Source organism: Alkalibacillus salilacus (assembly GCF_030812915.1).
GTDB lineage: Bacteria > Bacillota > Bacilli > Bacillales > Alkalibacillaceae > Alkalibacillus > Alkalibacillus salilacus.
Window position 1 is genome coordinate 133,938 of sequence record NZ_JAUSTQ010000004.1, and the last position, 22,706, is coordinate 156,643.

25 protein-coding genes and 1 pseudogene are annotated in these 22,706 nt (G+C 38.9%); 10 read left to right on the forward strand and 16 right to left on the reverse strand.

Annotated elements, in window-relative coordinates:
- Positions 1-20: 20 nt before the first annotated feature.
- Positions 21-512, reverse strand: a complete 492-nt coding sequence (locus J2S77_RS06540) for a DUF456 domain-containing protein (RefSeq protein ID WP_306975762.1) — start codon at positions 510-512, stop codon at positions 21-23.
- Positions 513-680: 168 nt separating this feature from the next.
- Complete coding sequence (locus tag J2S77_RS06545) at positions 681-1,289, reverse strand: RlpA-like double-psi beta-barrel domain-containing protein (protein WP_306975764.1); 609 nt, start codon at positions 1,287-1,289, stop codon at positions 681-683.
- 172 nt (positions 1,290-1,461) lie between these two features.
- On the opposite strand from J2S77_RS06545, the gene htpX reads away from it, so the two are divergent.
- Positions 1,462-2,367, forward strand: coding sequence for a protease HtpX (htpX, locus tag J2S77_RS06550; protein WP_306975766.1), 906 nt, complete (start codon positions 1,462-1,464; stop codon positions 2,365-2,367).
- Positions 2,368-2,405: 38 nt separating this feature from the next.
- Here htpX and J2S77_RS06555 read toward each other — a convergent pair whose 3' ends face one another.
- From J2S77_RS06555 to pcp, 7 genes are all read right to left on the reverse strand, one after another.
- Positions 2,406-2,966 carry an NADPH-dependent FMN reductase gene (locus J2S77_RS06555; protein WP_306975768.1) on the reverse strand — a complete coding sequence of 187 codons (561 nt, stop codon included), beginning with the start codon at positions 2,964-2,966 and terminating at the stop codon, positions 2,406-2,408.
- A 107-nt stretch (positions 2,967-3,073) separates the two neighbouring features.
- The gene (locus J2S77_RS06560) at positions 3,074-3,571 is read right to left on the reverse strand and encodes a YwgA family protein (protein ID WP_306975770.1); all 498 of its coding nucleotides are present in this window, start codon (positions 3,569-3,571) and stop codon (positions 3,074-3,076) included.
- Positions 3,572-3,583: 12 nt separating this feature from the next.
- Positions 3,584-4,882, reverse strand: a complete 1,299-nt coding sequence (locus J2S77_RS06565) for an HD domain-containing protein (RefSeq protein ID WP_306975772.1) — start codon at positions 4,880-4,882, stop codon at positions 3,584-3,586.
- Positions 4,883-5,031: 149 nt separating this feature from the next.
- On the reverse strand, positions 5,032-5,952 hold the full coding sequence (locus J2S77_RS06570; RefSeq protein WP_306975774.1) for a 5-oxoprolinase subunit C family protein: 921 nt from the start codon (positions 5,950-5,952) through the stop codon (positions 5,032-5,034).
- On the reverse strand, positions 5,945-6,709 hold the full coding sequence (locus J2S77_RS06575) for a LamB/YcsF family protein (RefSeq protein WP_306975776.1): 765 nt from the start codon (positions 6,707-6,709) through the stop codon (positions 5,945-5,947). Before J2S77_RS06575 ends, J2S77_RS06570 begins: the two co-directional genes overlap by 8 nt.
- A 2-nt stretch (positions 6,710-6,711) precedes the next feature.
- Positions 6,712-7,428: a 5-oxoprolinase subunit PxpB gene (gene pxpB, locus J2S77_RS06580; RefSeq protein ID WP_306975778.1), complete on the reverse strand. Its 717-nt coding sequence runs from the start codon at positions 7,426-7,428 to the stop codon at positions 6,712-6,714.
- Positions 7,428-8,042, reverse strand: a complete 615-nt coding sequence (gene pcp, locus J2S77_RS06585; protein ID WP_306975780.1) for a pyroglutamyl-peptidase I — start codon at positions 8,040-8,042, stop codon at positions 7,428-7,430. Before pcp ends, pxpB begins: the two co-directional genes overlap by 1 nt.
- A gap of 406 nt (positions 8,043-8,448) precedes the next feature.
- On the opposite strand from pcp, the gene J2S77_RS06590 reads away from it, so the two are divergent.
- The 5 genes from J2S77_RS06590 to J2S77_RS06610 all read left to right on the forward strand — a co-directional run bounded on the left by J2S77_RS06590 (position 8,449) and on the right by J2S77_RS06610 (position 12,260).
- The gene (locus J2S77_RS06590) at positions 8,449-9,267 is read left to right on the forward strand and encodes a lipoate--protein ligase family protein (protein ID WP_306975782.1); all 819 of its coding nucleotides are present in this window, start codon (positions 8,449-8,451) and stop codon (positions 9,265-9,267) included.
- Between the two features lie 93 nt (positions 9,268-9,360).
- Positions 9,361-10,104, forward strand: a complete 744-nt coding sequence (hemQ, locus tag J2S77_RS06595) for a hydrogen peroxide-dependent heme synthase (RefSeq protein ID WP_306975784.1) — start codon at positions 9,361-9,363, stop codon at positions 10,102-10,104.
- A 138-nt stretch (positions 10,105-10,242) separates the two neighbouring features.
- Complete coding sequence (locus J2S77_RS06600) at positions 10,243-10,665, forward strand: cell wall hydrolase (protein ID WP_306975785.1); 423 nt, start codon at positions 10,243-10,245, stop codon at positions 10,663-10,665.
- A gap of 42 nt (positions 10,666-10,707) precedes the next feature.
- Positions 10,708-11,487: a spore coat protein GerQ gene (gene gerQ, locus J2S77_RS14440; RefSeq protein ID WP_370871792.1), complete on the forward strand. Its 780-nt coding sequence runs from the start codon at positions 10,708-10,710 to the stop codon at positions 11,485-11,487.
- Between the two features lie 275 nt (positions 11,488-11,762).
- Positions 11,763-12,260: a sigma-70 family RNA polymerase sigma factor gene (locus tag J2S77_RS06610; protein WP_306975787.1), complete on the forward strand. Its 498-nt coding sequence runs from the start codon at positions 11,763-11,765 to the stop codon at positions 12,258-12,260.
- A gap of 22 nt (positions 12,261-12,282) precedes the next feature.
- On the opposite strand, the gene J2S77_RS06615 is transcribed toward J2S77_RS06610, so the two are convergent.
- From J2S77_RS06615 to J2S77_RS06625, 3 genes are read right to left on the reverse strand one after another with little or no spacing between them, the layout of a single operon-like run.
- Positions 12,283-12,534, reverse strand: coding sequence for a hypothetical protein (locus J2S77_RS06615; protein ID WP_306975789.1), 252 nt, complete (start codon positions 12,532-12,534; stop codon positions 12,283-12,285).
- A 27-nt stretch (positions 12,535-12,561) separates the two neighbouring features.
- Entirely contained in the window at positions 12,562-15,651 is a 3,090-nt protein-coding gene (locus J2S77_RS06620) for an AAA family ATPase (protein WP_306975791.1), read from the reverse strand.
- Positions 15,652-15,671: 20 nt separating this feature from the next.
- Positions 15,672-16,817 carry an exonuclease SbcCD subunit D gene (locus J2S77_RS06625; protein WP_306975793.1) on the reverse strand — a complete coding sequence of 382 codons (1,146 nt, stop codon included), beginning with the start codon at positions 16,815-16,817 and terminating at the stop codon, positions 15,672-15,674.
- A 364-nt stretch (positions 16,818-17,181) separates the two neighbouring features.
- On the opposite strand from J2S77_RS06625, the gene J2S77_RS06630 reads away from it, so the two are divergent.
- Positions 17,182-17,304, forward strand: coding sequence for a hypothetical protein (locus J2S77_RS06630; RefSeq protein WP_306975796.1), 123 nt, complete (start codon positions 17,182-17,184; stop codon positions 17,302-17,304).
- A 107-nt stretch (positions 17,305-17,411) separates the two neighbouring features.
- Here J2S77_RS06630 and J2S77_RS06635 read toward each other — a convergent pair whose 3' ends face one another.
- The 3 genes and pseudogenes from J2S77_RS06635 to J2S77_RS06645 all read right to left on the reverse strand — a co-directional run bounded on the left by J2S77_RS06635 (position 17,412) and on the right by J2S77_RS06645 (position 20,661).
- The gene (locus tag J2S77_RS06635) at positions 17,412-18,053 is read right to left on the reverse strand and encodes an esterase/lipase family protein (RefSeq protein WP_167262204.1); all 642 of its coding nucleotides are present in this window, start codon (positions 18,051-18,053) and stop codon (positions 17,412-17,414) included.
- Between the two features lie 89 nt (positions 18,054-18,142).
- Positions 18,143-18,850, reverse strand: a pseudogene (locus tag J2S77_RS06640) (YwaF family protein).
- A gap of 26 nt (positions 18,851-18,876) precedes the next feature.
- A complete protein-coding gene (locus J2S77_RS06645) occupies positions 18,877-20,661 on the reverse strand; it encodes a S9 family peptidase (protein WP_306975799.1) in 1,785 nt (594 codons plus the stop codon).
- A gap of 119 nt (positions 20,662-20,780) precedes the next feature.
- Here J2S77_RS06645 and J2S77_RS06650 point away from each other — a divergent pair, with 119 nt between their 5' ends.
- Positions 20,781-21,101, forward strand: a complete 321-nt coding sequence (locus J2S77_RS06650) for a CHY zinc finger protein (RefSeq protein WP_370871794.1) — start codon at positions 20,781-20,783, stop codon at positions 21,099-21,101.
- On the opposite strand, the gene J2S77_RS06655 is transcribed toward J2S77_RS06650, so the two are convergent.
- Positions 21,096-21,341, reverse strand: a complete 246-nt coding sequence (locus J2S77_RS06655; protein WP_306975801.1) for a hypothetical protein — start codon at positions 21,339-21,341, stop codon at positions 21,096-21,098. The genes J2S77_RS06650 and J2S77_RS06655 overlap by 6 nt on opposite strands.
- A gap of 128 nt (positions 21,342-21,469) precedes the next feature.
- On the opposite strand from J2S77_RS06655, the gene J2S77_RS06660 reads away from it, so the two are divergent.
- Both J2S77_RS06660 and J2S77_RS06665 read left to right on the forward strand, forming a co-directional pair.
- Positions 21,470-22,012 (forward strand): hypothetical protein, encoded by a 543-nt coding sequence (locus tag J2S77_RS06660; RefSeq protein WP_306975803.1) that lies wholly within the window; start codon positions 21,470-21,472, stop codon positions 22,010-22,012.
- A gap of 231 nt (positions 22,013-22,243) precedes the next feature.
- Entirely contained in the window at positions 22,244-22,705 is a 462-nt protein-coding gene (locus tag J2S77_RS06665) for an RDD family protein (RefSeq protein WP_306975805.1), read from the forward strand.
- The last annotated feature ends 1 nt before the right edge of the window (position 22,706 follow it).

Here is a 22,706-nt window from a genome sequence, read left to right on the forward strand (position 1 = left end):
CCCCTCATTTCTTAAGTTAATTAAAAAATAATCACAGTAAAAAACCATATGACCATAATAGTAACGACAACAAATTTGGCTAATGCTCCACTTAAAAAGCCGATTAGAGAGCCAAACACAGCACGTAATGCTTCCATTACTTGTCGGTTTTGCATGAGTTCAACAACGAAAACAGCAACTGCTGGCACGACAATTATTCCAAATGGTGGAATAACGAATGAACCTACAATAACACCTGCCGCAGCTGTCCACTCACCAAGTTTAGAACCCCCATATCGCTTCACAAAATAGCTGTTTGCAATAATGTCAGCTACAATTAATACAATCGTCAATATCGCCATGGATAACCAGAAAACCCATGTAAGCTCGTCTGAATTCAACCCAAATTGATAAACGAAAAAGCCAGCCCACAACACAACCGGTGCTGGAATGACGGGGAAAATGACTCCCGCGTAACTCAATGCAAATAAAGCAATGATGGCTATCCACCATATAATATCAAGTATTTCCATATATACCTCGCTCTTTCATAAATAATTCCTTAGTTAAATCGTAATTCAAAGATGCAAGAATTACAATAATAGTGTTATGATTCGATCAATAATACGGTTCCTCCCGCTCTAACTAGCTTGTACCTGAGACTATCTAATAATAAGCGCGTCAAAAACGCGCTTATTTTATCATGACGTTTCAGTTAAATTGATCGAGCGAATTCGCTTCGTATTCGGATGAAAGACCACATCTCCTCTTACAGTTATATCACCTTCTGATGTACCTAATGTAAACAAATAAGACTCTTTCCGATACCCCCCTGAAACATTCTCTTCTCCTTGCCACTGGCTATTTTTAATTGTGGCTCCTGGATAAGTTTGCCCGAGTACATTCCACAAAACATCACGTAATTGACCGTTTCCATCTGTTGGAACGACCGAAATTCGGATCGGTATAATCCCCCAATCTAAATTAGCGCCTAAAGCTTCAAATGCTTTTCGATGTAAATTCAAACGATTCGGCGGATAACCTGCTACTGTATCAACGACCTTCACCGTCACTTCCTTACCTGTGTCTTCAAATTTTACATTTAATAATTGACCACAGGTATACGGACTGTCAGCACTAACAGCCGTCGTCATATGATTCATATCAGACCAAGCTAAATTACACTTTGTAACAGAACCACCTTCAGTCCACGTTGTATCACCACTAATAGTTTCTCCATCATAATTTTGTCTCATCGGAGCATACAAATAAGTGGGCGGGACAAGATATTCTTCATCATTATAATACATAACAATTCCTCCTTCGTGATCTAAAACCATACATTATTCATCATATGTTCTAGACGTCTGAATCGTATTACTATTTCGTTAAATTGTCATTGTTAAGGAAGCTTTTACATTTTCGTTACCTTGTTTTCGTGGTATAATACGTATGGACGATTAAGAAAGGAAGGGAAGTATAGTGGGTAAAAGAATCTTATTTTTCTTATTAACAAACATTCTCGTATTAACAACGATCGTCATTGTTTGGTCAGTCATTACATCATTTACTGATATTGGTCCAATTTATAATGGTGGGGTTGGCGTAGGTATTGACTACGTTTCACTCGGTGTTTTCAGTATATTAGTCGGTTTCGCCGGTGCATTTATTTCCTTAGCAATCTCTCGCTGGATGGCTAAGAAGATGATGAAGGTACAAGTCCTTGATCCAAATGATAATTTATCGACAGCTGAACGCCAGCTCGTTGAACGCGTTCATCGTCTATCACGTGCTGCTGGCCTAATGCATATGCCTGAAGTCGGTATTTACCGTTCAAAAGAAGTGAACGCTTTTGCGACAGGCCCAACTAAAAAACGGTCACTTGTTGCAGTCTCAACAGGATTGGTTAATTCTATGGATGATGATGCCGTTGAAGGTGTCTTAGCACACGAAGTAGCACACGTTTCAAATGGTGACATGGTCACGATGACATTACTACAAGGTGTCATTAACACCTTTGTCGTCTTCCTATCTCGTATTGTTGCGTCAATTGTCTCCAACTTTGTAAACGAAGAAATGCGTTTCGTCGTACACTTTGCATCGATTATCATTTTCCAAATTCTATTCTCAATCTTAGGCAGCATGGTCGTCATGGCGTTCTCACGTTACCGCGAATTCCACGCTGATCGTGGAGGCGCAGACTTAGCTGGTAAAGATAAGATGCAACATGCTCTTCGTTCACTTAAGAACACAGTTAATACTGTACAGGACAACACGAATGATGATGCGATCCAAACAATGAAAATTAATAATAAAGGCGGACTCATGAAGTTACTTTCATCTCACCCTGATTTAGATGAACGTATCCGCCGTTTAGAACAAAAATAAAACAGGTTAGCCTCACTAATGAGGCTAACCTGTTTTATTTATAGTGATTTAATTTGGGCTAGCTTAAACACTTCATTTAGCATTTTTTGATAGTTATTAACCTCTACCTCTGGTAATTGTAAATTACCATCTTCATCGATTAAATCGAGTACACCACTAATCATCACACGAGGTTTAGCTGGAACCTGAATCCCTAAATGGCTCAATACTTCTCTAAGATGTAATTGCGCTTGCATCGTACCGCTTTGACCAGGGGTACAACCTACAATGCCAGCTATTTTGCCATAAATAGAATTATGGCCACCTGGACGTGTCATCCAATCAATTGCATTCTTTAGGTTACCTGGAAATGAACCATTGTATTGTGGGGTTGCAATGAGTAGAACGTCAGCACTTTCAACCTGGTCCTTAATCCGTTGAACAGGTTCAGGGACAGGTTTTTCAATATCCTGACTGAATACCGGCACATCTTGATACTCTAAGGACTCATATTCCACATAATCCGGGAGCATTGTTTTAGCTAAATCTAATAACCTTTTATTTGAAGAGTCTTCACGCAAACTACCACAAATACCTACGACTTTTAAGTTGCGTTCCATAATTTGAGTCACCCCTAAGCTATTTAATTCACCACATCCATCATAACGGCTCACAAGAATATTCTCAAATTTAACAAATTAAAAGAAGGGGTCAGTCACTCCCCTTCTTAGTGTGCGTTTAATCGGTCAATAAACTGCCAAGCCGCTTCAAAATCATCAGCTGTGTAGTTTTGTTGACTCTTAACGGTTTGTACTTTTTCCTCGATTTCATCCTTCGAGAAATCTTGAAAATAAAGTATGGTCGAGACTAATTCAAGAAATTTAGAACTATGTTCATCCATTTCTTCAATTAGGGTTGTCATATTCTCTGGCCTTAAATCTGATTGCTCTAAAAAGTGAATGCCTCGATCTGTTAAATGATAACGATATTGATAATAGCCTTTTTCTTTTTCACGCTCTTCTTCGATGAATCCTAAGTTACATAACTCCTCTATTCGCGTCGATAGCTCCTCAGAATATGGACCATAAAAATGAAAAGTATAACGTTCTGAAAAATCAAAGCCACATTTTTTAAGAATATAAACCATCTTTTGCAGTCGTTTACGTCCGACAATTTCATCTGCCTGGTCAAAAAACGCCATCAACTTCGCATGATCCTCTAACATGAGCACAACTCCTTACCCTTTTAAAATGTCATATATTCGTTGCTTACTAACATCATTATCTGGCAACTGATCAATTAAATCTTTCGCAAAATACAACTTATGGTCGGTTCGTTTTTTACCTGATATGGATTCCACAATTTCCGATTGCCTAGAGAGTTCTTTCAATTCACCTGAAGGTAACTGTAGATGAATTGGCAATCGCTCTTCCTCTTCACCAGGACGATAAAAGTCATACGGTAAATCCGAAGACGAATCAACCTCTAAATAATAAGTAGGATCGACACCTGCTTGAATAAAACTTTCTTTCAGCTCGATTAATTGTTGGTACTGATCAGCTGGATCAAATTCTATATACTTAAACAAATCACGATCGACAAATCGTCGGCATAAATCCGCTAGAATCTCGTCATCTTCCTCCTGCCAAATATGAAAGTAATAAAACACCACATTTTCATCTAGTTTCAAATAATCATCTAAACTCACTTCTTGCTCAAAGAAACTTTCAAAATGACGAGGTTTTAATTTGAACTGAAAATCATTGGCAAAATACAATTCTTTAGCACGATGTAAAATCTTTGACAAAATAACTTCTGCGCTTCGAGTCACAGGATGGAAATACACTTGCCAGTACATTTGATAACGACTCATAATGTAGTCTTCTACGGCATGCATCCCACTTTCTTTAATCACCATTTGATCTTCTTTCGGTCGCATGACCCGGAGAATTCTTTCCATATCAAAATGTCCATAACTGACGCCTGTGAAATACGCATCACGCTGAAGATAGTCCATTCGATCTGCATCAATTTGGCTCGAAATTAAACTAACAACCAACTTATTAAAATACGTCTTATGTATGACATCAGCGACATTTTGCGGAAATTGTGGGTCGACACGTTTTAAAATAGCATTAATTTGCGTATCGCCTAAAATAATTTTCCGTGTGAAATCTTCGTGGTCTAAATCGAAAACTTTTTCAAATGAATGGGAAAAAGGGCCATGGCCTAAGTCATGTAAAAGGGCTGCACATAAACATAACAACCGCTCGTCATCATTCCAAAATGGCTCTTCACGGAAGTTCTCGATAATCCGTCTAACAATCTCATAGACTCCTAAGGAATGGTTGAAGCGACTATGTTCGGCACCATGAAAGGTCAAATAAGTCGTTCCGAGTTGCTTAATACGTCTGAGTCGTTGAAATTCACGAGCACCAATAAGATCCCAAATGACGCGATCACGTACATGAATATAACGATGAACAGGATCTTTAAACACTTTTTCTTCGTCTAATTTTTCATCACGATATGCCATTTTTCCCGACCTTTCTATTCACAACTCTTATTTCGTTTTCTCTAGTCATATTATAGCTTGTTTCGACATCCATTAAAACCCAACCTCCTACCTAACATCCTTAATCAAACCGCTTACTTACTAGGCATGGCAACAACTTAAAAAAATTATTATTTTTCTTTCCATGGTTGTAGTAATTGATCCGCTTCATGTATCGAAACACTTTGAAATCGGATAGTTGATCCCGGTCTTAACTGGGCGCATTTCCAGTGATCAGCCGTAATGACTGTGCCAATCGTTGTATAACCACCTGTTGTTTGCCTGTCTGCTAATAGCATCATGGGCTGCCCACTTGCAGGCACTTGAATCGTTCCAAAACTAACGACGTCAGAGACCATATTGTCACTTGTTTGATGAATTAATGGTTGATCATGGTGTAATTGGCACCCCATACGATCACCTTTTCGAAAGGTATAAGTCACCTGGAAGAAGTGCTCCAAAGACTCGTTCGATAAACGTTGAGCGTAGGGACTTAAGATAACCCGTAATGTCATGTGTTGCGTATATTCAGGGATTAAATCAGATGATAATCTATAGTCGACTACTGCTTCAGTGGCTTTATCGGTTGCGTACACCTGATCACTTCTTGTTAATTTACGGCCTAACTGACCCTTCTCAAAAACTGATTGACTATCTAACCAAGAATCAGAAACAATTCCACCCGACACACAAAGGTAAGCACGCGCCCCTTTCACTGGGCGTTCGAATGAAAGTGTTTGTCCACATTCAACCTTGATCGTTTGCCATGAAGGAATATTTTCTCCGTCTAATGTTGCATTTAAATCAGCACCTGTTACACAAATAACGGCCGAAAGCGTAAAAGTAAGTGTTACACCACCTAATGTGATTTCTAACGCTGCATACCCTGGATCATTATTCAATAGTTGATTCCCAGTAATTAAAGCGTAACGGTCCATAGCTCCAGAAACAGGAATACCTAAATGCTGATAACCTGGTCTTCCTGAGTCTTGTACAGTTAAAGGTAACTGAGCGGAATCGACTTGTAATAATGGTAGCGTCTGATTAGTCATGATAATCACACGCCTTAATTACGACCCCTTCATCTTGCAAATAATCACGAATAAATCGTGCATGTTGATACGCTTGATCCCCGTCACCATGAAAACAAATCGTTTCGCCTTTTAAATGAATTCGCTCGCCACCTGGGGTTGTAACACCATGATGAAAAACAATTTGTTGCACCTGTTCTTTTATATCATCCATCTCAGTCAATACAGACCGACTTTGACTACGTGGTGTCAACAAACCTTCCTCTGTATACGTTCTGTCAGCGAACACTTCTGAAATCACTTTTAAACCAACAGCCTCTCCTGCTTCAAGCAAAGCGCTATTTGCTAATCCAAATAACAATAAATCACGATCGACATCAAAAACAGCCTGGGCGACAGCACGAGCCACTACTTGATCTTTGGCAGCTAAGTTATATAAAGCGCCATGAGGTTTCACATGATGTAATGTTGTCTGGTGAGCACGACATACAGCTTGCAGTGCTCCAATTTGATAAACGATTAATTGATAGATCTCTTCTGATGCCATCTCGAGATGACGACGTCCAAAACCGATTAAATCTGGATAGCCAGGATGCGCTCCAATTTTCACTTTCTTCTCGACGGCTTGTTTGACTACCTGATGCATCACACGGTAATCACCACCATGGAAACCACAGGCGACATTAACAGACGAAACAATATCCATTAGACGTTGATCATCACCTATTTCATAAGGGCCAAAACTTTCGCCGATATCAGCATTTAAATCAACTTCCATTCTCATCCCTCCTCGATAAAATCTTCTATTCGTCCCTCTTGCTTAATCAGTTCATATGTTTCTTTTGAGATCGACTGGAACGTTAACCAATCACCCATTTTTAGCAGTGTCGGGTCATCAGAATCTGGGTTATACAGTTGAATAGGTGTATGGCCAATGATTTGCCAACCTCCAGGGGAATCTACTGGATAAACACCCGTCTGTGCACCTGCAATCCCTACACTTCCAGCTGGCACATGTGCTCTCGGCGTCGTTAACCTTGGTGTCTCTAATGTTGAATCCAAACCACCCATATACGGAAATCCAGGGAGAAACCCGATCATATAAACACGATAACAAGGTGCTGTATGGCGCTCGATAACTTCTTTCTCCGTTAATTGATGGACTTGTGCAAGATGAGCCAAATCAGGAGCATAAACCGCTTCATCATAACAAACAGGCAAATGAATTGTCCGCCTTTGTGGCGATCTACTAGACGAGTCATCTTGATTTAATATTTTTTCAATCAAATCTGTCATCTCACCATAATTCGTTTGGCGCCAATTATAATAAACAGCAATGGACCGATAAGTTGGAACAATATCTGTGACATAATGTAAGTCTGCCTGTTGGATCATTTGATAATAATGCACCACATCATCATGAATGGCGGGCGAGATCGTTTCACCTAGGACCACGACGACAGCTTCATTACCCAATGGATACAATGTAAAACGCATTATGAATTGGCCCCAATGGTTTTCAGGCAAATTTCTACAGCTTGTTGTAGATCTGACTGTGACCAACTTGGTAGTTTCCCGTGCTTAATCGCCAGTTCATGAGAAGCCGGCATATGAATGAAACCACACGGTATCTGTATAGCTTGCGATCTAATAGTATAAAGCGCTCGATACATCACATGATTACACAGATAAGTCCCAGCTGAATTAGATATCTCAGCTGGATAACCTGCTTCTTTCATTTGATCGACCATTTTTTGAATCGGCAATGTTGAGAAGATTCCATCTGGACCACCTTCTATAATCGGTTCTCCATCAGGGATATAACCTTGATTATCTGCTTCAACTCCTCCGTTGCAATTAATCGCAATTCTTTCAGGTGTGATCTTGTGTCGTCCTCCCGCTAAGCCTAATGCCACAACGACATCAGGTTCTAGGTCACTAATTGCTTGAGTAATTGCTTCGCCACTTGTTGCAAAATCAACGGGTAATATACGGCTAATAATTTGATAATTGCCTATTTGTTGCCCATCTAAAGCTTCGGCTATTGTTTTTGTTGGATTGATCGGGAAATTTAAAAACGGTTCAAAACCTGTTAATAGTAGTTTCTTCATTATTGTTCCACCTTAACTATTTTAAAATTATAACTATTTTAACATTTTTCGCCCCTTCCATTAAGCTTTATTAGTTTTTCTTTTAATTGTTCAAGTTTGCTATAATAAAGGAAGTTTAGTTGAATCACTCAGTTAAAGTCCGTTGCTGATATTGTGATCCGCTTTCGGTGGACGCTTTCCGTGGGCACGGCTCGAGCCTCCTCGGCAACTAAAGGAACTTCGGCTAAGTGCCGGACGTCCTGTCCGAACGCCGAAGTGACCCACATCCTGTGGGCCTCTGGGGGTCTCGAGACACGTGCTATTCTCACAGGAGTCGCCACCTTCGCTTCTCACAATTCAACAACTCAGTGCTATATCACTTAATAATCAACACTAAGCCTTAATAAAGAAAAAAGGATCGATGAAGATGAATCATGCGTTATTACAATTTGATCAATTGCGACTCGTTGATGATAGTGATATTAACCAATCTGATATCATGACGTCATTTGCGATTGATGACACGCTGTGCTTAACAGCAACTGAAACAAAACAACCTGCAATCCATTTATGGGTTCACCGCCCCACGGTTGTATTGGGGATCCCTGACAGTCGAACACCGCACATAAATGATGGCATTCAGTTTTTAAACGATGCAGGATACAAAGTGATCATTCGGAACTCTGGGGGTCTAGCTGTTTTATTAGACGAAGGGGTGCTTAACCTTTCACTCATTTTTCCAGAAGAAAAACAATTCGATATCCATGACAGTTATCAAGCGATGGTTGAATTTATTCGTTGGTTATTCGAAGACGAGCCTTATACTATCGATGCTTATGAAATATCAGAATCGTACTGTCCTGGCACTTATGATTTAAGTATTAACGGGCAGAAATTCGCTGGTATTTCACAAAGACGGGTCAAACAAGGAACAGCTGTGCAAATTTACTTATGTATTGAAGGCGATGGACAACAACGAGCAGACGTGATTAAGCAATTTTATGAAAAGGCTGTGCAAGGTGAAGAAACGAAATTCAACTATCCTTCAATCAAACCAGAAATGATGGCTTCTCTAGAACAGTTACTGGGCAAATCTTTATCAACGAAAGAAGTAATAGATCAGCTCCTAACCAAGTTAAAACAGCGAAATATAGAAGTCTTTAACCAAACGTTTACCGAGACAGAACAACAATGGTTTGATAATAGATTGAACCTTATGAACAAACGTAATCGAACCATTTCTTAGTTAACAAAACGTTCATATGTATTTCTTTTAACCCCAGACATGCCTTGTGTTATAGTAGTTAATGGATGATTTATTTGAAGGAGAGTGACACAAATGCCAGAAGCAGTTGAAACGCTAGACGGTTGGTACATGCTTCATGATTTCCGCCAAATTGATTGGACCGCTTGGAAAAAAGCTAGCCAAGAAGAACGCGATCAAGCTGTTAGCGAACTTAATCACTTAATGGCCTCATGGCAAGATGTTGAAGCTGACAAACAAGGAAGCTTCGGTTTCTTTAAAATGATTGGACATAAAGCAGATTTATTATTCTTAAATGTTCGACCAACAACCGAAGAATTAACTGATCTTGAATTCGCCCTAGACAAAACCAAAATGGCGGAATTTTTCACTCAACCGTATTCCTACATTTCTGTTGTGGAATTATCAACTTATATGGCTCAAGGTAAAGATCCTGAAACAGACCCTGAAATACAGGCTCGTCTAAAGCCGATCTTACCTAAATGGAACCATATTTGTTTCTACCCAATGGATAAACGTCGTGAAGGTGATGACAATTGGTATATGCTTCCGAAAGAAGAACGCGGTAAGCAAATGTATCAGCATGGCATGACTGGACGTAAATACGCTGGTAAGGTTCGTCAAATCATCTCTGGAAGTCAAGGTTTAGACGACTGGGAGTGGGGCGTTACTTTATTTGCCCATGATATGCTTCAATTTAAGAAACTTATCTATGAAATGCGTTTTGACGAAGTGAGCGCACGATTCGCTGAATTCGGATCCTTTTATATCGGCCATCGCCAAGAACGCGATCAATTAGAAAAACTCTTACAAGTTTAATAAGCACAAATATTCACCCCCCTTAAGCCAATATCTGGCTTAAGGGGGATTTTTTTAGATAAAACCTATCATGAATTACGGTGGCCTACATATACATGAACTAGTGATGAAAATTGGCCCTAATAAAGGTGTGATCTTATGGCCGCAATTAAATATACAGAAGCACAACTAAAAGAACTTGCTCGACTCATGCGTGCTGAAGCAGAAGGTGACGGCCAACTTGGTATGTTACTAGTCGGAAATGTTGGAGTTAATCGAGTATTAGGAGATTGTTTAGACTTTGAAGATATTCGATCACTCCCTGACATGATTTATCAATCGCCAGGTGGATTTGAAGCTGTTCAAGATTCTTATTTTTATCAACGAGCTCGTGAAAAGGACCTTCGATTGGCCAGAAGAGCAGTGAGGGGTGAAACATTCAGTCCTGGACAGTTCTCACTGTGGTTTTTCCGTCCAGAAGGAGAATGCCCACCTGAATGGTTCGGGCAACCATCGTCTGGAAGATACAAGTCACATTGTTTTTATAATCCGTATCCGGGAGAATGCCCTAATATCTTATAGTCGGGCTTAACTTCATTAACTAATTTAAGGAGGTTGATTATTTTGGATCAGTCTAACAATAACCAAGATCATCAAAACGACAATGAACGATCTCAACCATCATTCAAAAAAGAACCCTACAAACAGCCCGCCCAAAAACCTTACCAACCTAAACATAACCAACAAGGATGGTATCCAAACAAAGGTAAACAATCATCGAACCAAGGTGGATCATCTTATAAACCACCTTACAAAGGAGGACAAATGGGAATGAACAAAGGCGGACCAAACAACAAACCATGGGGCTATAACCCTAATGTTAAAGGGGGAAATATGCCTCCATACCAAGGCTCCCCTTCCCAACAAAATCAATGGCAAGGTCAAGGCCAAGGCCAGCAAATGCCTCAGCAACAAATGCCTCAACAGCAAATGCCTCAACAAAATATGTATGGTCAGCAAATGAACCCTAATATGCCACCGCAATCCAATATGGGGCAAAATCAAGGCATGCAAGGGATGCCACCTTGGATGCAAAATGGAAACGGCCCTGGAGGCCCAGGTGGTCCTGGTGGTCCAGGCGGAGTCAGTGGAATCCCGCGTGAACAATCATATATTGAAAACATTCTACGTTTGAACACAGGAAAAGAAGCTACCTTTTATATGACATTTGAAAATAATGAAGCATGGAACGATATGACGTTTACTGGCATTGTTGAGGAAGCAGGTAAAGATCATATTGTGGTGCGAGATCCACAGAACGGAAAATGGTACTTACTATTAATGATTTACCTTGATTATGTGGAATTTAATGAAGAAATTAATTATCAGTATCCATTTGGTTAATCAAGATAAGCGGTTTATCACTTTATGTGGTAAACCGCTTTTTTAACACTTTTAGTGATGATTAAACGATTGTATATTTGAAATCCTATCAGCTGATTTGTAGAAAATTCACTTATAATGTTAAAAAGTCATGACTTTTTGTAAATAACTGCTTTAATTTGAAAGAAAAAAGCATTATCTCACTAATTATTCGCGCAAAACCCGAAATGACAAATTTGTAAATGTTAATTACAGTATTACTTGAAGGCCGGCCTCTTAATTAGAGGAGCAAATAAATGGAAACCGATCATTTTGACCAAATATTAGACCAATACAAACGAATGATTCACTACCATATTCACCGCTTAAATATACGTGACCCTCATGGTGATTTCTATCAAGAAGGTATGCTTGCACTATGGGAAGCATGGAAGAAATACGGGGAGACGGATACTTTTTCAAAAATGGCTTCGATTCATATCCGAAGTCGACTTATTGATTTAATCCGCAAACGGACACGCATTCAAGACCGCGAAGTTATGAAAGAGTTTATGGAAGAACAACCATTTACGCCCATAGAGATGGAGCAATTCGACCCACATTTTTGGTCATCTGTGCGTGCTTATTTAACAGATAAACAATGGTTGTTCGTTGAAAAGCGAATCATTCAAGGCTATGGACTTGCTGAAATTGCCGAAAAAGAAGGAGCAACCATTGATGCAGTTAAGGGTTGGGGACAAGCTGCGAAACGGAAACTACGTATTCTTTTGAAAGATGATGACTATCATCTATAATTCTGTTTTAATCTGACTTGATTTAAGTGGATATTTTATCTATTAATGGATTTGATTGTTTACGACCAGGCATTTTTCCAGCAAGTCGAAGGTGGTTTCCATCGAGCATGGATGCAATACCAGCGAGTGATGGGACAATACCAGCGAGTTGAGGCGCAATACCAGCGAGTGAGTGAGACTTTCCAGCGAGTGAAGACATAATACCAGCGAGTGAGCGTAAAATATCATCGCCCGTCATATATTCTGTTAAACAAAAAGAGCGAACATACCACATTGGTTATGTTCGCTCTTTTAATGGAGTCTAATCTACGATAAATTGTGTTTGGCTGTATCCGTCCATTGTTTTCGACACTTCTAGCACAGCTGGTATAGCTGATTTCAAGGCATCGACATGTGAAATGACACCGATCATTCTTCCGGATTGTTGTAGATCAATTAACGTGTCGATTGCTTTATTAAGAGATTCATCATCTAATGAACCAAAACCTTCATCAATGAACATCGTCTCAATCGAGATGCCCCCTTGATAGCTTTGAATCACATCAGACATACCAAGCGCAAGACATAAGGATGCATTAAACTTTTCGCCCCCTGACATAGTCTTCACATCTCGTTCTTGACCTGTGTAAGCATCAAACACATCTAACCCTAAACCACTTTGCCTACCCCGCGCTTCTTGACGCTGACTTCTTACCAAGTAAAACTGCCCATTCGATAAATGTCGTAATCGCATATTGGCCGCTTCAATAATTTGATTCAAATAATCAATTTGTAAATAACGTTCAAATGATAAGCGCTGTTCATTTTGACCACGAATCAAATCATGCAGATCAGTGAACTGACCTAATTGCTTTTCTTTCTCAGCAATAGTCTCTTGGTTTTCTTTGAGATTATTAATGAGCTCATCAATCGTCTCAAGTTGTCGCAAATGTGTATTGTAGTTATTCAATGTTTGTTCATAGGCGTTCTTAACGGCTTGTAATTGTTCCTCTAACGTTTCTATATCTTCGAGTTGTTTCCCTTCTAAACGCTGCTTCAACTCTTCAATCTGCTCTTTTAGCACAGACACTTCTTGTCGGTATTGCTCGTTCTCTTGCTTCATTTGTTCCCGCTTTTCAGTTGGTAACTTAGCTTTTTCATAATCCTCAGCATTCGTAAACCCAGCTTCTTGTCGTTTCATTTCAAACACCGAATGTAAACGTGTTTGTTTATCTTCAAGTTGGTTTAATTGATGACGAGCTTCGTTTAATTGAGTATCAATGGTCGTTTTTTGTTCTTGCGCCTGCTCATAGGTCTTCTGTGCATTTTCCCAATCCTTCTGAAGTTGGTTTTGCTCAGCATCTAATTGAGCGAGCTTCTCTTCTAGTTGGGAAAGTTGACGTACTTCTTCGGGAATATCATTTAATAAATTATGATAAGTCCGTTCTTCAGACAGTACATTTGCAGTTAATTTTTGATGTGCTTCATTTTGCTTTTCCTTCTGCTGACGAAGTGTGTTGAGATGGTCTTCAGCCAATTTCACATCTTGCTTTAATTGTTTTAACTCCTGATTCTGTTTTTCTTTCTTTTCTACTTGTTCTTTTAATTTTTGTCCTTCACGTTCTATTCTTTGAAGTGTTTGATCAATATCTTCAACCGACTCTCCCATTTCAATCACTTGGTGTTCAAGCGATTTCAGATTCGACTCAACCGATTCTTTCTGCCCTTCCAACTGATTGAGTTTTCCATAGACTTGATCCATCTTCTGCCTTGTTTGTTCTAACTTATCATCTGAAGGAGCATCAATTGTCGCAGTCTGCTTATCTGGATGGTCAACACTTCCACAGACTGGACACGCTTCACCATCATGTAAATGAGACGCTAATATGCTCGCTTGACTATTCAACCAATGATTCTGCAGTGCATCATACTCTGACTTAGCCTGTTCATAGAGTCGATTTTGTTCTTGAATTGATTGTTCCAATGCTTGTTTTTCTTTGGATTGTTTCGCGTAATCCCTTACGAATTGGTATTGTTCCCGCTTTGTTTGGCGTTGTTCAACTAATGATAAATAATTCTCTACAGCTTGCTCCAATTGCTCTACTTGTTTCCGTTTTGATTGTAGAATTTCAAATTGTTCATCATATTGTTTATTTAAGTCATAACTTTGCTTCTCTGCATTTTTTAAGTTGATCTTCATCTGGTCAAGTTTTGTTTCTTGTTCATGAAGAGCTTGGACTTTGGGATGTATGTCCTTTAATCGGGTGAATTCAACATGGATTTCTTGTCGTTTCGTTTCTTTTGCCTTTTCTTTCTGATAGTTTGTTGTTGCGTGATTTAACTGCTGATTCGCTCTTTCTTGTTTCTGTGTTAGTGTTTCGACTGTTTTTTGTTGATCTGTTAGCTCTTGTTTAAGATCACGGTACTGTTGTTCATAAGGTTCGATCTGTGCTGCGCGTTCAGCTTGTTGTAATAATTGGTCCTTGTATTTCATCTCATCTTCTCGTTCTAACAACTGATTCAAGCGCGTTGACTTTTGCTCTAAATTCTTGGTTTCTTCTTGTGTAGTTTTAGCTTGTTGAATATGACTTGTTTGCTTTTCAATTTCCTTATTCAACCGTTGTTTTTCTTGTTCAAGTTGATTCACAAGCTCAACATAATGTTTCCTTTCTTCAGTCAAGCCATCAATAACCTGATTAATGTTGTAATAGTCTTGATTTAAGACATTAAATAAGCGGGAGTCACGTCCAGGCAATTTGTTTAAAATCGCATGCACATAGTGATCGCGCATTTTGAGAGCATGCTCATTTTCTTTTTTGGCTTCTTCACGTTTTTCTTTAATTCGTTCACTTAATTCTTGATAAGGCATGGTATTAAATATTCGGCGTAGAATCGCTTCTTTATTCTCTGTATCAGATGTTAACAGTTTGCGAAATTCCCCTTGTGGTAACATGACAATTTGACGAAATTGATCTTGGGTTAAACCGACAATTGCTTTAATCTGCTCATCGACGTCAGACTTTTTTTGCCGATCAACACAAGGTACTTCTCCACTTTCTGTTAAGTTATATAATTCATGTCGCCCTCCTGTTGCTGTCTTGTTTCCCTCTTTAATATGCGGCATTTGCCGGTAAACACGATATCTTTCGCCACCAATTTCAAATGTTAAATCAACACTAGTATGTAATTGATCATTGGCGAAATCACTTCTTAACGATTGTTCATGATCACGGTCTTCCCCACTCGCTGTCCCATAAAGCGCATAACTAATTCCATCAAAAATGGTCGTCTTCCCAGCACCTGTTCTACCAGATACTACGAATAAACGATGATGTTTTAACTGTTGAAAATCAATCACTTCACGTTCTCGGTAAGGGCCAAATGCCGTTAAAGTTAAGGTTAAAGGTTTCATGCCGTGCTTCTCCTCTCATACTAGTCATGATTTAATACGTCATGGAATACTTCGGCCATAATAGCCTCTTCTTCTTCAGTAGGATTCTCTCCTCTGACATCCTGATAAAATGCCTGAAATAATTCCATATCTGACATTCGATGCCGTGCTACCCGCTCTTCTTGTTCAGCATGATGACTAGACTGAGGTAATCGCCTTTCAACATGCAAGGCATTTGGAAACACAGAACGTATTCGCTCCATTGGAAATTGAACCGCTTCTTCATCTAGTAAACGAACGAACACATAGTCTTCATTCACTTCTCCCTTAAGCAAGTCATCTATGTAGCCTTCCACCGTACGCATATCATGTTTCGGTTGTAGCGAGCGCTTTTCAATGCTAACTGTTCCATCTTGATCTAAATCAACAACTAAATATCCTTTTTGGTGGTTTTCTTCAGAAATGGAATACTTTAAAGGCGAGCCTGAATAACGAATTGTTTCTTGTCCGACAAAATGCGCTTGGTGCAAGTGGCCCAATGCCGTATAATCAAACACTTCAAATAGTGATGCATCCACATGCTCCGCCCCACCAATCGCCAGTGGTCGCTCTGAATCACTTGTATTATCCTGTTCTTGTCCTTTAGGAGTTACAAACAAGTGGCCTACCATAACATGGCGTGCAGATTCATCCATCGTTTCTTTAATAGAGTTAACTAAAGCTTCTGTTGCATCATGATGGCTTCTAATCATGTCATCATTAAATAAATGCCTCACTGTCCCTGGTTCTGTATAAGGGATCAAATGAAAATGAACTGCTCCAGCATCATCATATAACACGACAGGATCAGGTTGTTTCGATGGCTCAGAAACAATGTGAAGCCCTTGATCTTTCATCATCTGACTACCGAACCGCAAACGTCCTGGGCTGTCATGATTTCCTGATATTGCAACAACAGGTATATTCAATTCTAAAACAATATGGGCTAAACATTGATCTAATGCATGTACTGCTTCGGTAGGCGGCACTCCACGATCATACAAATCACCTGCTATCACAACCACATCTGGTCGTTCTTCAGTGACATCCCTTACAAATTGATCTAAAATATACTCTTGATCTTTCGTCATGTAAACACCTTGAACAATTTTACCAAGATGCCAGTCAGCTGTATGGAATATTTTCATAGAATTCCCCTTTCACCATAATCGGACAGAAACAACAAACATACGTTCGCTTTTATTGGTATTCTATCATGGCCACACTATAAAATCCAGCCATAACTGAACCAACCTTTAGCCTTTTAAAATTTTTGTCGGACGATAGACCTAATTTTTCATTATTGTATGTTTTCTGAAAATTTTAACATTATGTTTGAATTGAATGGTTATTCATTGTCAGAAAGTTTTATATAATTAGACATCTAAAACAAAATGAAACTTTTTATATTTTTTGAGTGCCAAATTGTTTACAAATACATAAGATGTGGGTATACTTAATAATGGATAAACGAGAGAAAAAATTACCATTCGCTATAAGGAGGCGATTTACATGTTTGATCATCAAATGTTACGCGATGCTATTGTGACTGATAAGAGAAAACAATACACACAACCAAGTAAAAAAGTCGAAAAGCCATCAAGCTCCATCTTTCACTTTTTCAAAATCTTTTAATTAGCGCAACCAAACAAATACAGCAAGAATAGCTCCTTAGAATAGTAGTTTGTTAGATATAGATATAGCAAAGCCATCAACCTTCCCCTTTTGGTTGATGGCTTTTTTTATGACTTAAATTGGCCTGTTTCTAAGAACTGCTGGACTTGTTGGAAGGTTTCAACGTCATGATGGATCGTTCGATGTGTAAGTGGTAATACTTTGAAGTCACGTAACCCTGGAAAGTAAACAGAATCGACTTCAACAAACCCATCATTTTCACCAGAAATTAGTGGATCAAAACCGAGTTTGCTTTTATTACCTGCAATTGCACCTATATCAATGCCTGTTTCGTTCTGAAATTCGATATTATCTAGATATTCTTTGCGTAAAGATTTTACAGTTTTAAAGATATTAACATACCCTCGTATCTTACTGGCTAAATCCGCCAATTGACTGCCGCGATTCGGGGTACCGATTAGAACACAGCGACCAATGGCATCTAAATATTTTGTATCTGTTAATAATTTTCGAATGACGAGGCCACCAGTACTATGACCTACCAAATGAATCTCCTCACCGGGTGACAGACCTGTTTTGACAATCGCCTCGAGTAAATCTTCTACTTGGGAGACAATCACATCGAATTCATTAAAGGTCAGGGGCAAATTAGGGGTATAACATTCATAATTTTCTCGTTTTAAATAATTCGCCATGTCTTGCATATCACGATCAGACCTAAAGAAACCATGAATTAAAATCACTTTCATGATGATTGCCCCCTTTAAACGTCATTAATTATACTTTACTAAAATAATAGACGATATTTCAAATAGATTGTGGAAATTTTTGGGGTTTATCATTCATTCTGTTTAGTCACTAAAAGATATATCAGACAAAACAATCCTATTGCCAAAACTTCTAACGTCACCATATACCAAGGATATGGTCCCAAAAGGTCAATCAATGTAGCTTGAGCTGGTTTGTCATTTAAAAACATATAATTAGCATCAAGTAAGCCATTCACCATAAATACCAATACAGCAATGACGTTTAAAGCCAAGAAAGATTTTAAAACCGATGTTCAATTTAACTCCATCCGTTCAATAATCAGCATATAAAAACAACCCACTACAATAGCCGCATGTACTATAAAGAATTGAAAGAATCGCAAATGTGGGAAGCCGAAAAATAATTCTGGAGTCAACATGGCAATCATCCCGCCCGTGACACCAATAAAAAATGTAATTTCAAATAACCATTGCCGCTTCAGCAATAACATGAACACGACTAAATAAACGGAAATCGAACTTAATTGAAGAGGTAAATTAACGGTTGTATTCCATTCTCCATATGCGATATACCAAGCATGGAAGCTTATTTCTCCTATTAGTAATATCCCGATCAGACTATATGTCCATGGCTTACGCGATTGTTTTCGGAGGTTGTCACGAAACCGATAGAGAAACCAAATGACGACCAAACAAAAAAGGAGCGCCACCATATGCGGTACGCCGAATAGATCAAATGGATACAATTCACGGTCCATTGTGACAAGTTCGCGCATGGGTGATCACTCCTATAAACAATTCATTAACCTTGATGTTTTTCTAAGAAATCGAGCATCGTTTGATAAACCTTGATTTCGTTTTCTTTTTTCGAGAACCCGTGACCTTCATCTTCAAGCACGAGATAATCTACATCTCGACCTTCCCCACGTAATTTCTCAACAATCTGATCTGACTCTTCTTTGACAACTCGAGGGTCCTTAGCACCTTGTATGACGAGCATTGGTCTTTCCATGCTATCTAGATAAGTAACAGGTGAATCTTTGACAAAGCGGTCGTAGTCTTCCTCTGGGTCACCCAACCAGTTCTTCATCATCGGCTTCCAATGATCAGGCACTGAATTGACAAAGGTGAACAAGTTCGACACGCCGAAAATATCGACAACTGCTTTAAAATATTCTGGATGGCGTCCGTGCAATAATAAGGCCATATAACCACCGTAACTTCCGCCAACTAAGAACAATTTATCTGGACTTGAAATGCCTTGATCAAACAACCATTCAATGCCATAAACATTATCTAATCGAGGTCCTTCGCCCCAATCATGCTCTACTAGCTTCACGAATGAGGATCCATAACCTGTACTGCCTCTAAAGTTCGGACAGAAGATGGTATAGCCTCGATTCAATAAACATTGGAACATCGCACGATAAAACTTTTGCTCCGATGCTTGAGGCCCCCCATGTGGCCATAGAATCGTATACCCGTTATCATTTTCCGGTTTCGCCTTAAACAATAATGATTCAATCTCCATACCATCAAAAGATTCATATGAAACAATCTCAGGATCCACCATATCTTCCGAACTAACGCCGAGTACATGGTTAGCGGTTAATTGCTGCCAAACTTGATTATTTAGTACAAAGATATTATGTGGCATAACAGCATTCCGACCTAGCATATAGACATTGCCTGACTTCGCTACGTGTAGCTTTTCGACAATATCGACTGGTAAATCAAGATCTTCTAATGTGCCGTTTTTGAGATCATAGCGATAAAGGTAATTTTGAACCCCTTTGACCGTTACGATATAAAATTGCTCATTTTCTTTATCATATTTCAAATCTTCAATACTTTCTTCTTCAAGTGACAAGACAGACTCAAACGACTTCGATTGGAGATTAAACTTCGCTAAATAATGATATTCGCTATTATAGTTTGTCACAAAGTAAATATCATCGCCAACAAATGTCGCTCCTCCTGTTACATGGACGTTTTCAGGGTCAGGTGTTAAATAGTGGGTTTCGCCATTCACTTTCACAAAGCTTAACATGTATGTATTCGCATAAAGTGTTGTGAACACGACAGCTTCTTCATCGTTGGAAACAGTTGATAAGAATGTAGCTCCGCCATCTCCTTCATGTAATAATGTATCGTGGCCTGATTCTAAGTCACGTACATAAGTATTCAAATAGCTCGGATTTCCCTTGGATGTGTAGTAATACAAACGATTACCATCCTCAGATAAATGACCGTATAAGTATTTGTCCTCTTCTTCCCCAGTGATTAAAGGCTGTGGTAATCCGCCTTCAGGTGGCAATGCATACAGTTGATAATTTTCATCGCCTTCCTGATCATAACCTGCAATCACATACCGCCCTTCAGGGTCAACTTTTAATGCACCAACAGACTGGTTATGATGCGCGAATAAATAAGGGTAATGATTCGGTAAGTTCATGGCCCATACGTTCATTTTGCCGTCTAAGTTGGATGCGAATAATAATTTGTCTTCATTCGGACTTACGGTAAAATCAGAAATGACATATGAGCGAAAAAATTGCTCAACAGTCGGTTTCGGAAACTTCAACATTGCGATTCCCCCAAGAAATATTTTTTGATAATTTAAACATTTCTTATTATTATAACTTAAGATAGGGATTGTTGGAATAAAAATGAAGAAAAAATTTCGTGACGCTAAGGAGAGGTTTTATGAACATACAAAATGTAATTGGAAGCATTGATGAGGAAACGCGTTGCAAGCACTATCATTCAGAGGTCGACCGGATTGCGATTAAATTCAAATGTTGCAACACGTATTTCCCTTGTTACGAATGTCATCAAGAACACACGGAACATGAGATTGAACGGTGGAATAAAGATGAACGTCATCATCACGCCATTTTTTGTGGGGCTTGTCATTCGGAATTGACTATTGAAACCTATTTAAGCAATCCAAAAGCTTGCACAAATTGCCAAGCACCGTTTAATCGGTATTGCCTGAATCATCATCATTTATATTTTGAGTTATAATTCAATGACGCCAGCGAAACCTAAGATTGCAACTAGCATGAGTAAACTGGCCGCAAACAAAAAAGACGCAGCTTGAAATTTAAGGCCATTCCTTACATTTTCAACACCAATCAAGCCAATAACGACACTGATTAAACCCGTTATAATAAACGGAGATGTTTGGACTGAATTGGTAAAATAGTTTAATAAAATCAGGACGAATACGGTTAACGAAAGCATAAAATTAAAACGAACTAGCATGTCTTACACTCCTTTTATTCTATCTTACTAAAATTTAATCCATGCTTAAATCTTTCTAAATTAATGTCACTAAATCGACTCTAATTCCGTCTAATGTTATAAAACCAGCGAAGAGGAGTGTTATTTATATGATACGGTTTTTAACATTTACTTTTACAACGTTAGTCACACTAGGATTAATCATTCTAGTTTATTCATTTGCGACAGATCAAGCAGGTGAAGACGCGGTCGAAGCAAAAGAATCATCAGGTTATGAGGAACAAGAGAATACTGATTCAGACAAACAATCCATTACCATTGGGGAACCAGAAAAAGAAGAGCAAACTGAAGAAAATAATCAATCTAAAGAAAACAGCTCATCTGAGAAAAACAATGAAACAGGCGAAAATGGTGACCAAGCAGAAAAGGGCAATTCTTCAAATGAAAATAGTCAATCAGAAGAAGGTAACCAATCGGGCACAACTGAATCTGAGGCAGAAGAACGCGTTAGAGAATCAATTGATCTCCCAGACGAAGGCAATTATCGTGTAGAATTTGACCACAAAAATGATGACGGTGATTATGTCGTTCAAGTATTCGAAGTCGTCGAACGTGAAGAAGGTTCGCATACAGCAACCTATGGCTGGTATATCGTTGATGCTGATAATGGCGAGGTTGAAAGCATGTTTTAAAAGAAAATAATAATATCCATTCTCTTCAAACCATAAAATATGGTAGTATAGTAAGCAATCGGTTCGACATGTGAATATTTATTGATCGTAATAGCAAGACGATTTGTACTGAATGTTTGCATAATATGAACTGAGATTGCTTACTTCTGGCTCACTTTAGGTGTTATCACTATTACAAATGCTGATCTTACCTATTGTGACCTGTAATGTTTGAAGAGAAGGAGAATGTATATGTCTACACCGTCACCAGCAGGTTTTTGGATACGACTAGTCGCTTCTATTGTTGATAGTATCGCCGTCGGAGCTGTTCTAGCTTTATTATCTGCTGCTATTTATGGAGAATTTGTATTGGATGAATACACGCCTTTAGATTTATTAAACTTGCTTTATTTCTTAATATTACCAGTTGTCTGGTATGGTTATACACTAGGCAAACGAGCAATGGGCATTCGTATTGCGCGCCTTGATGGCGAAAAAGTTACGATCGGCACTATGCTATTACGTCAATTGGTTGCAGGTATTGTTTATGCATTAACATTAGGTCTCGCAGCCCTCGTTAGTGCAATTATGGTTGGGGTTCGTGAAGACAAACGTTCCATGCATGACTTCATGGCCAATACATACGTGACGTATGAAAAGCCTGATGCACTCAAACAAGATTCTCAATCAAACGAACAAGAAGAGCTGGCTTAAG

What these genes read in the sequence shown, in the direction of transcription:
- J2S77_RS06540 (WP_306975762.1), bottom strand. Translation starts at nt 512, where the DNA reads ATGGAAATACTTGATATTATATGGTGGATAGCCATCATTGCTTTATTT.
- J2S77_RS06545 (WP_306975764.1), bottom strand. Translation starts at nt 1,289, where the DNA reads ATGTATTATAATGATGAAGAATATCTTGTCCCGCCCACTTATTTGTAT.
- J2S77_RS06555 (WP_306975768.1), bottom strand. Translation starts at nt 2,966, where the DNA reads ATGGAACGCAACTTAAAAGTCGTAGGTATTTGTGGTAGTTTGCGTGAA.
- J2S77_RS06560 (WP_306975770.1), bottom strand. Translation starts at nt 3,571, where the DNA reads ATGTTAGAGGATCATGCGAAGTTGATGGCGTTTTTTGACCAGGCAGAT.
- J2S77_RS06565 (WP_306975772.1), bottom strand. Translation starts at nt 4,882, where the DNA reads ATGGCATATCGTGATGAAAAATTAGACGAAGAAAAAGTGTTTAAAGAT.
- J2S77_RS06570 (WP_306975774.1), bottom strand. Translation starts at nt 5,952, where the DNA reads ATGACTAATCAGACGCTACCATTATTACAAGTCGATTCCGCTCAGTTA.
- J2S77_RS06575 (WP_306975776.1), bottom strand. Translation starts at nt 6,709, where the DNA reads ATGGAAGTTGATTTAAATGCTGATATCGGCGAAAGTTTTGGCCCTTAT.
- pxpB (WP_306975778.1), bottom strand. Translation starts at nt 7,428, where the DNA reads ATGCGTTTTACATTGTATCCATTGGGTAATGAAGCTGTCGTCGTGGTC.
- pcp (WP_306975780.1), bottom strand. Translation starts at nt 8,042, where the DNA reads ATGAAGAAACTACTATTAACAGGTTTTGAACCGTTTTTAAATTTCCCG.
- J2S77_RS06590 (WP_306975782.1), top strand. Translation starts at nt 8,449, where the DNA reads ATGAATCATGCGTTATTACAATTTGATCAATTGCGACTCGTTGATGAT.
- hemQ (WP_306975784.1), top strand. Translation starts at nt 9,361, where the DNA reads ATGCCAGAAGCAGTTGAAACGCTAGACGGTTGGTACATGCTTCATGAT.
- J2S77_RS06600 (WP_306975785.1), top strand. Translation starts at nt 10,243, where the DNA reads ATGGCCGCAATTAAATATACAGAAGCACAACTAAAAGAACTTGCTCGA.
- J2S77_RS06610 (WP_306975787.1), top strand. Translation starts at nt 11,763, where the DNA reads ATGGAAACCGATCATTTTGACCAAATATTAGACCAATACAAACGAATG.
- J2S77_RS06615 (WP_306975789.1), bottom strand. Translation starts at nt 12,534, where the DNA reads ATGTGGTATGTTCGCTCTTTTTGTTTAACAGAATATATGACGGGCGAT.
- J2S77_RS06620 (WP_306975791.1), bottom strand. Translation starts at nt 15,651, where the DNA reads ATGAAACCTTTAACCTTAACTTTAACGGCATTTGGCCCTTACCGAGAA.
- J2S77_RS06625 (WP_306975793.1), bottom strand. Translation starts at nt 16,817, where the DNA reads ATGAAAATATTCCATACAGCTGACTGGCATCTTGGTAAAATTGTTCAA.
- J2S77_RS06630 (WP_306975796.1), top strand. Translation starts at nt 17,182, where the DNA reads ATGTTTGATCATCAAATGTTACGCGATGCTATTGTGACTGATAAGAGA.
- J2S77_RS06635 (WP_167262204.1), bottom strand. Translation starts at nt 18,053, where the DNA reads ATGAAAGTGATTTTAATTCATGGTTTCTTTAGGTCTGATCGTGATATG.
- J2S77_RS06645 (WP_306975799.1), bottom strand. Translation starts at nt 20,661, where the DNA reads ATGTTGAAGTTTCCGAAACCGACTGTTGAGCAATTTTTTCGCTCATAT.
- J2S77_RS06650 (WP_370871794.1), top strand. Translation starts at nt 20,781, where the DNA reads ATGAACATACAAAATGTAATTGGAAGCATTGATGAGGAAACGCGTTGC.
- J2S77_RS06655 (WP_306975801.1), bottom strand. Translation starts at nt 21,341, where the DNA reads ATGCTAGTTCGTTTTAATTTTATGCTTTCGTTAACCGTATTCGTCCTG.
- J2S77_RS06660 (WP_306975803.1), top strand. Translation starts at nt 21,470, where the DNA reads ATGATACGGTTTTTAACATTTACTTTTACAACGTTAGTCACACTAGGA.
- J2S77_RS06665 (WP_306975805.1), top strand. Translation starts at nt 22,244, where the DNA reads ATGTCTACACCGTCACCAGCAGGTTTTTGGATACGACTAGTCGCTTCT.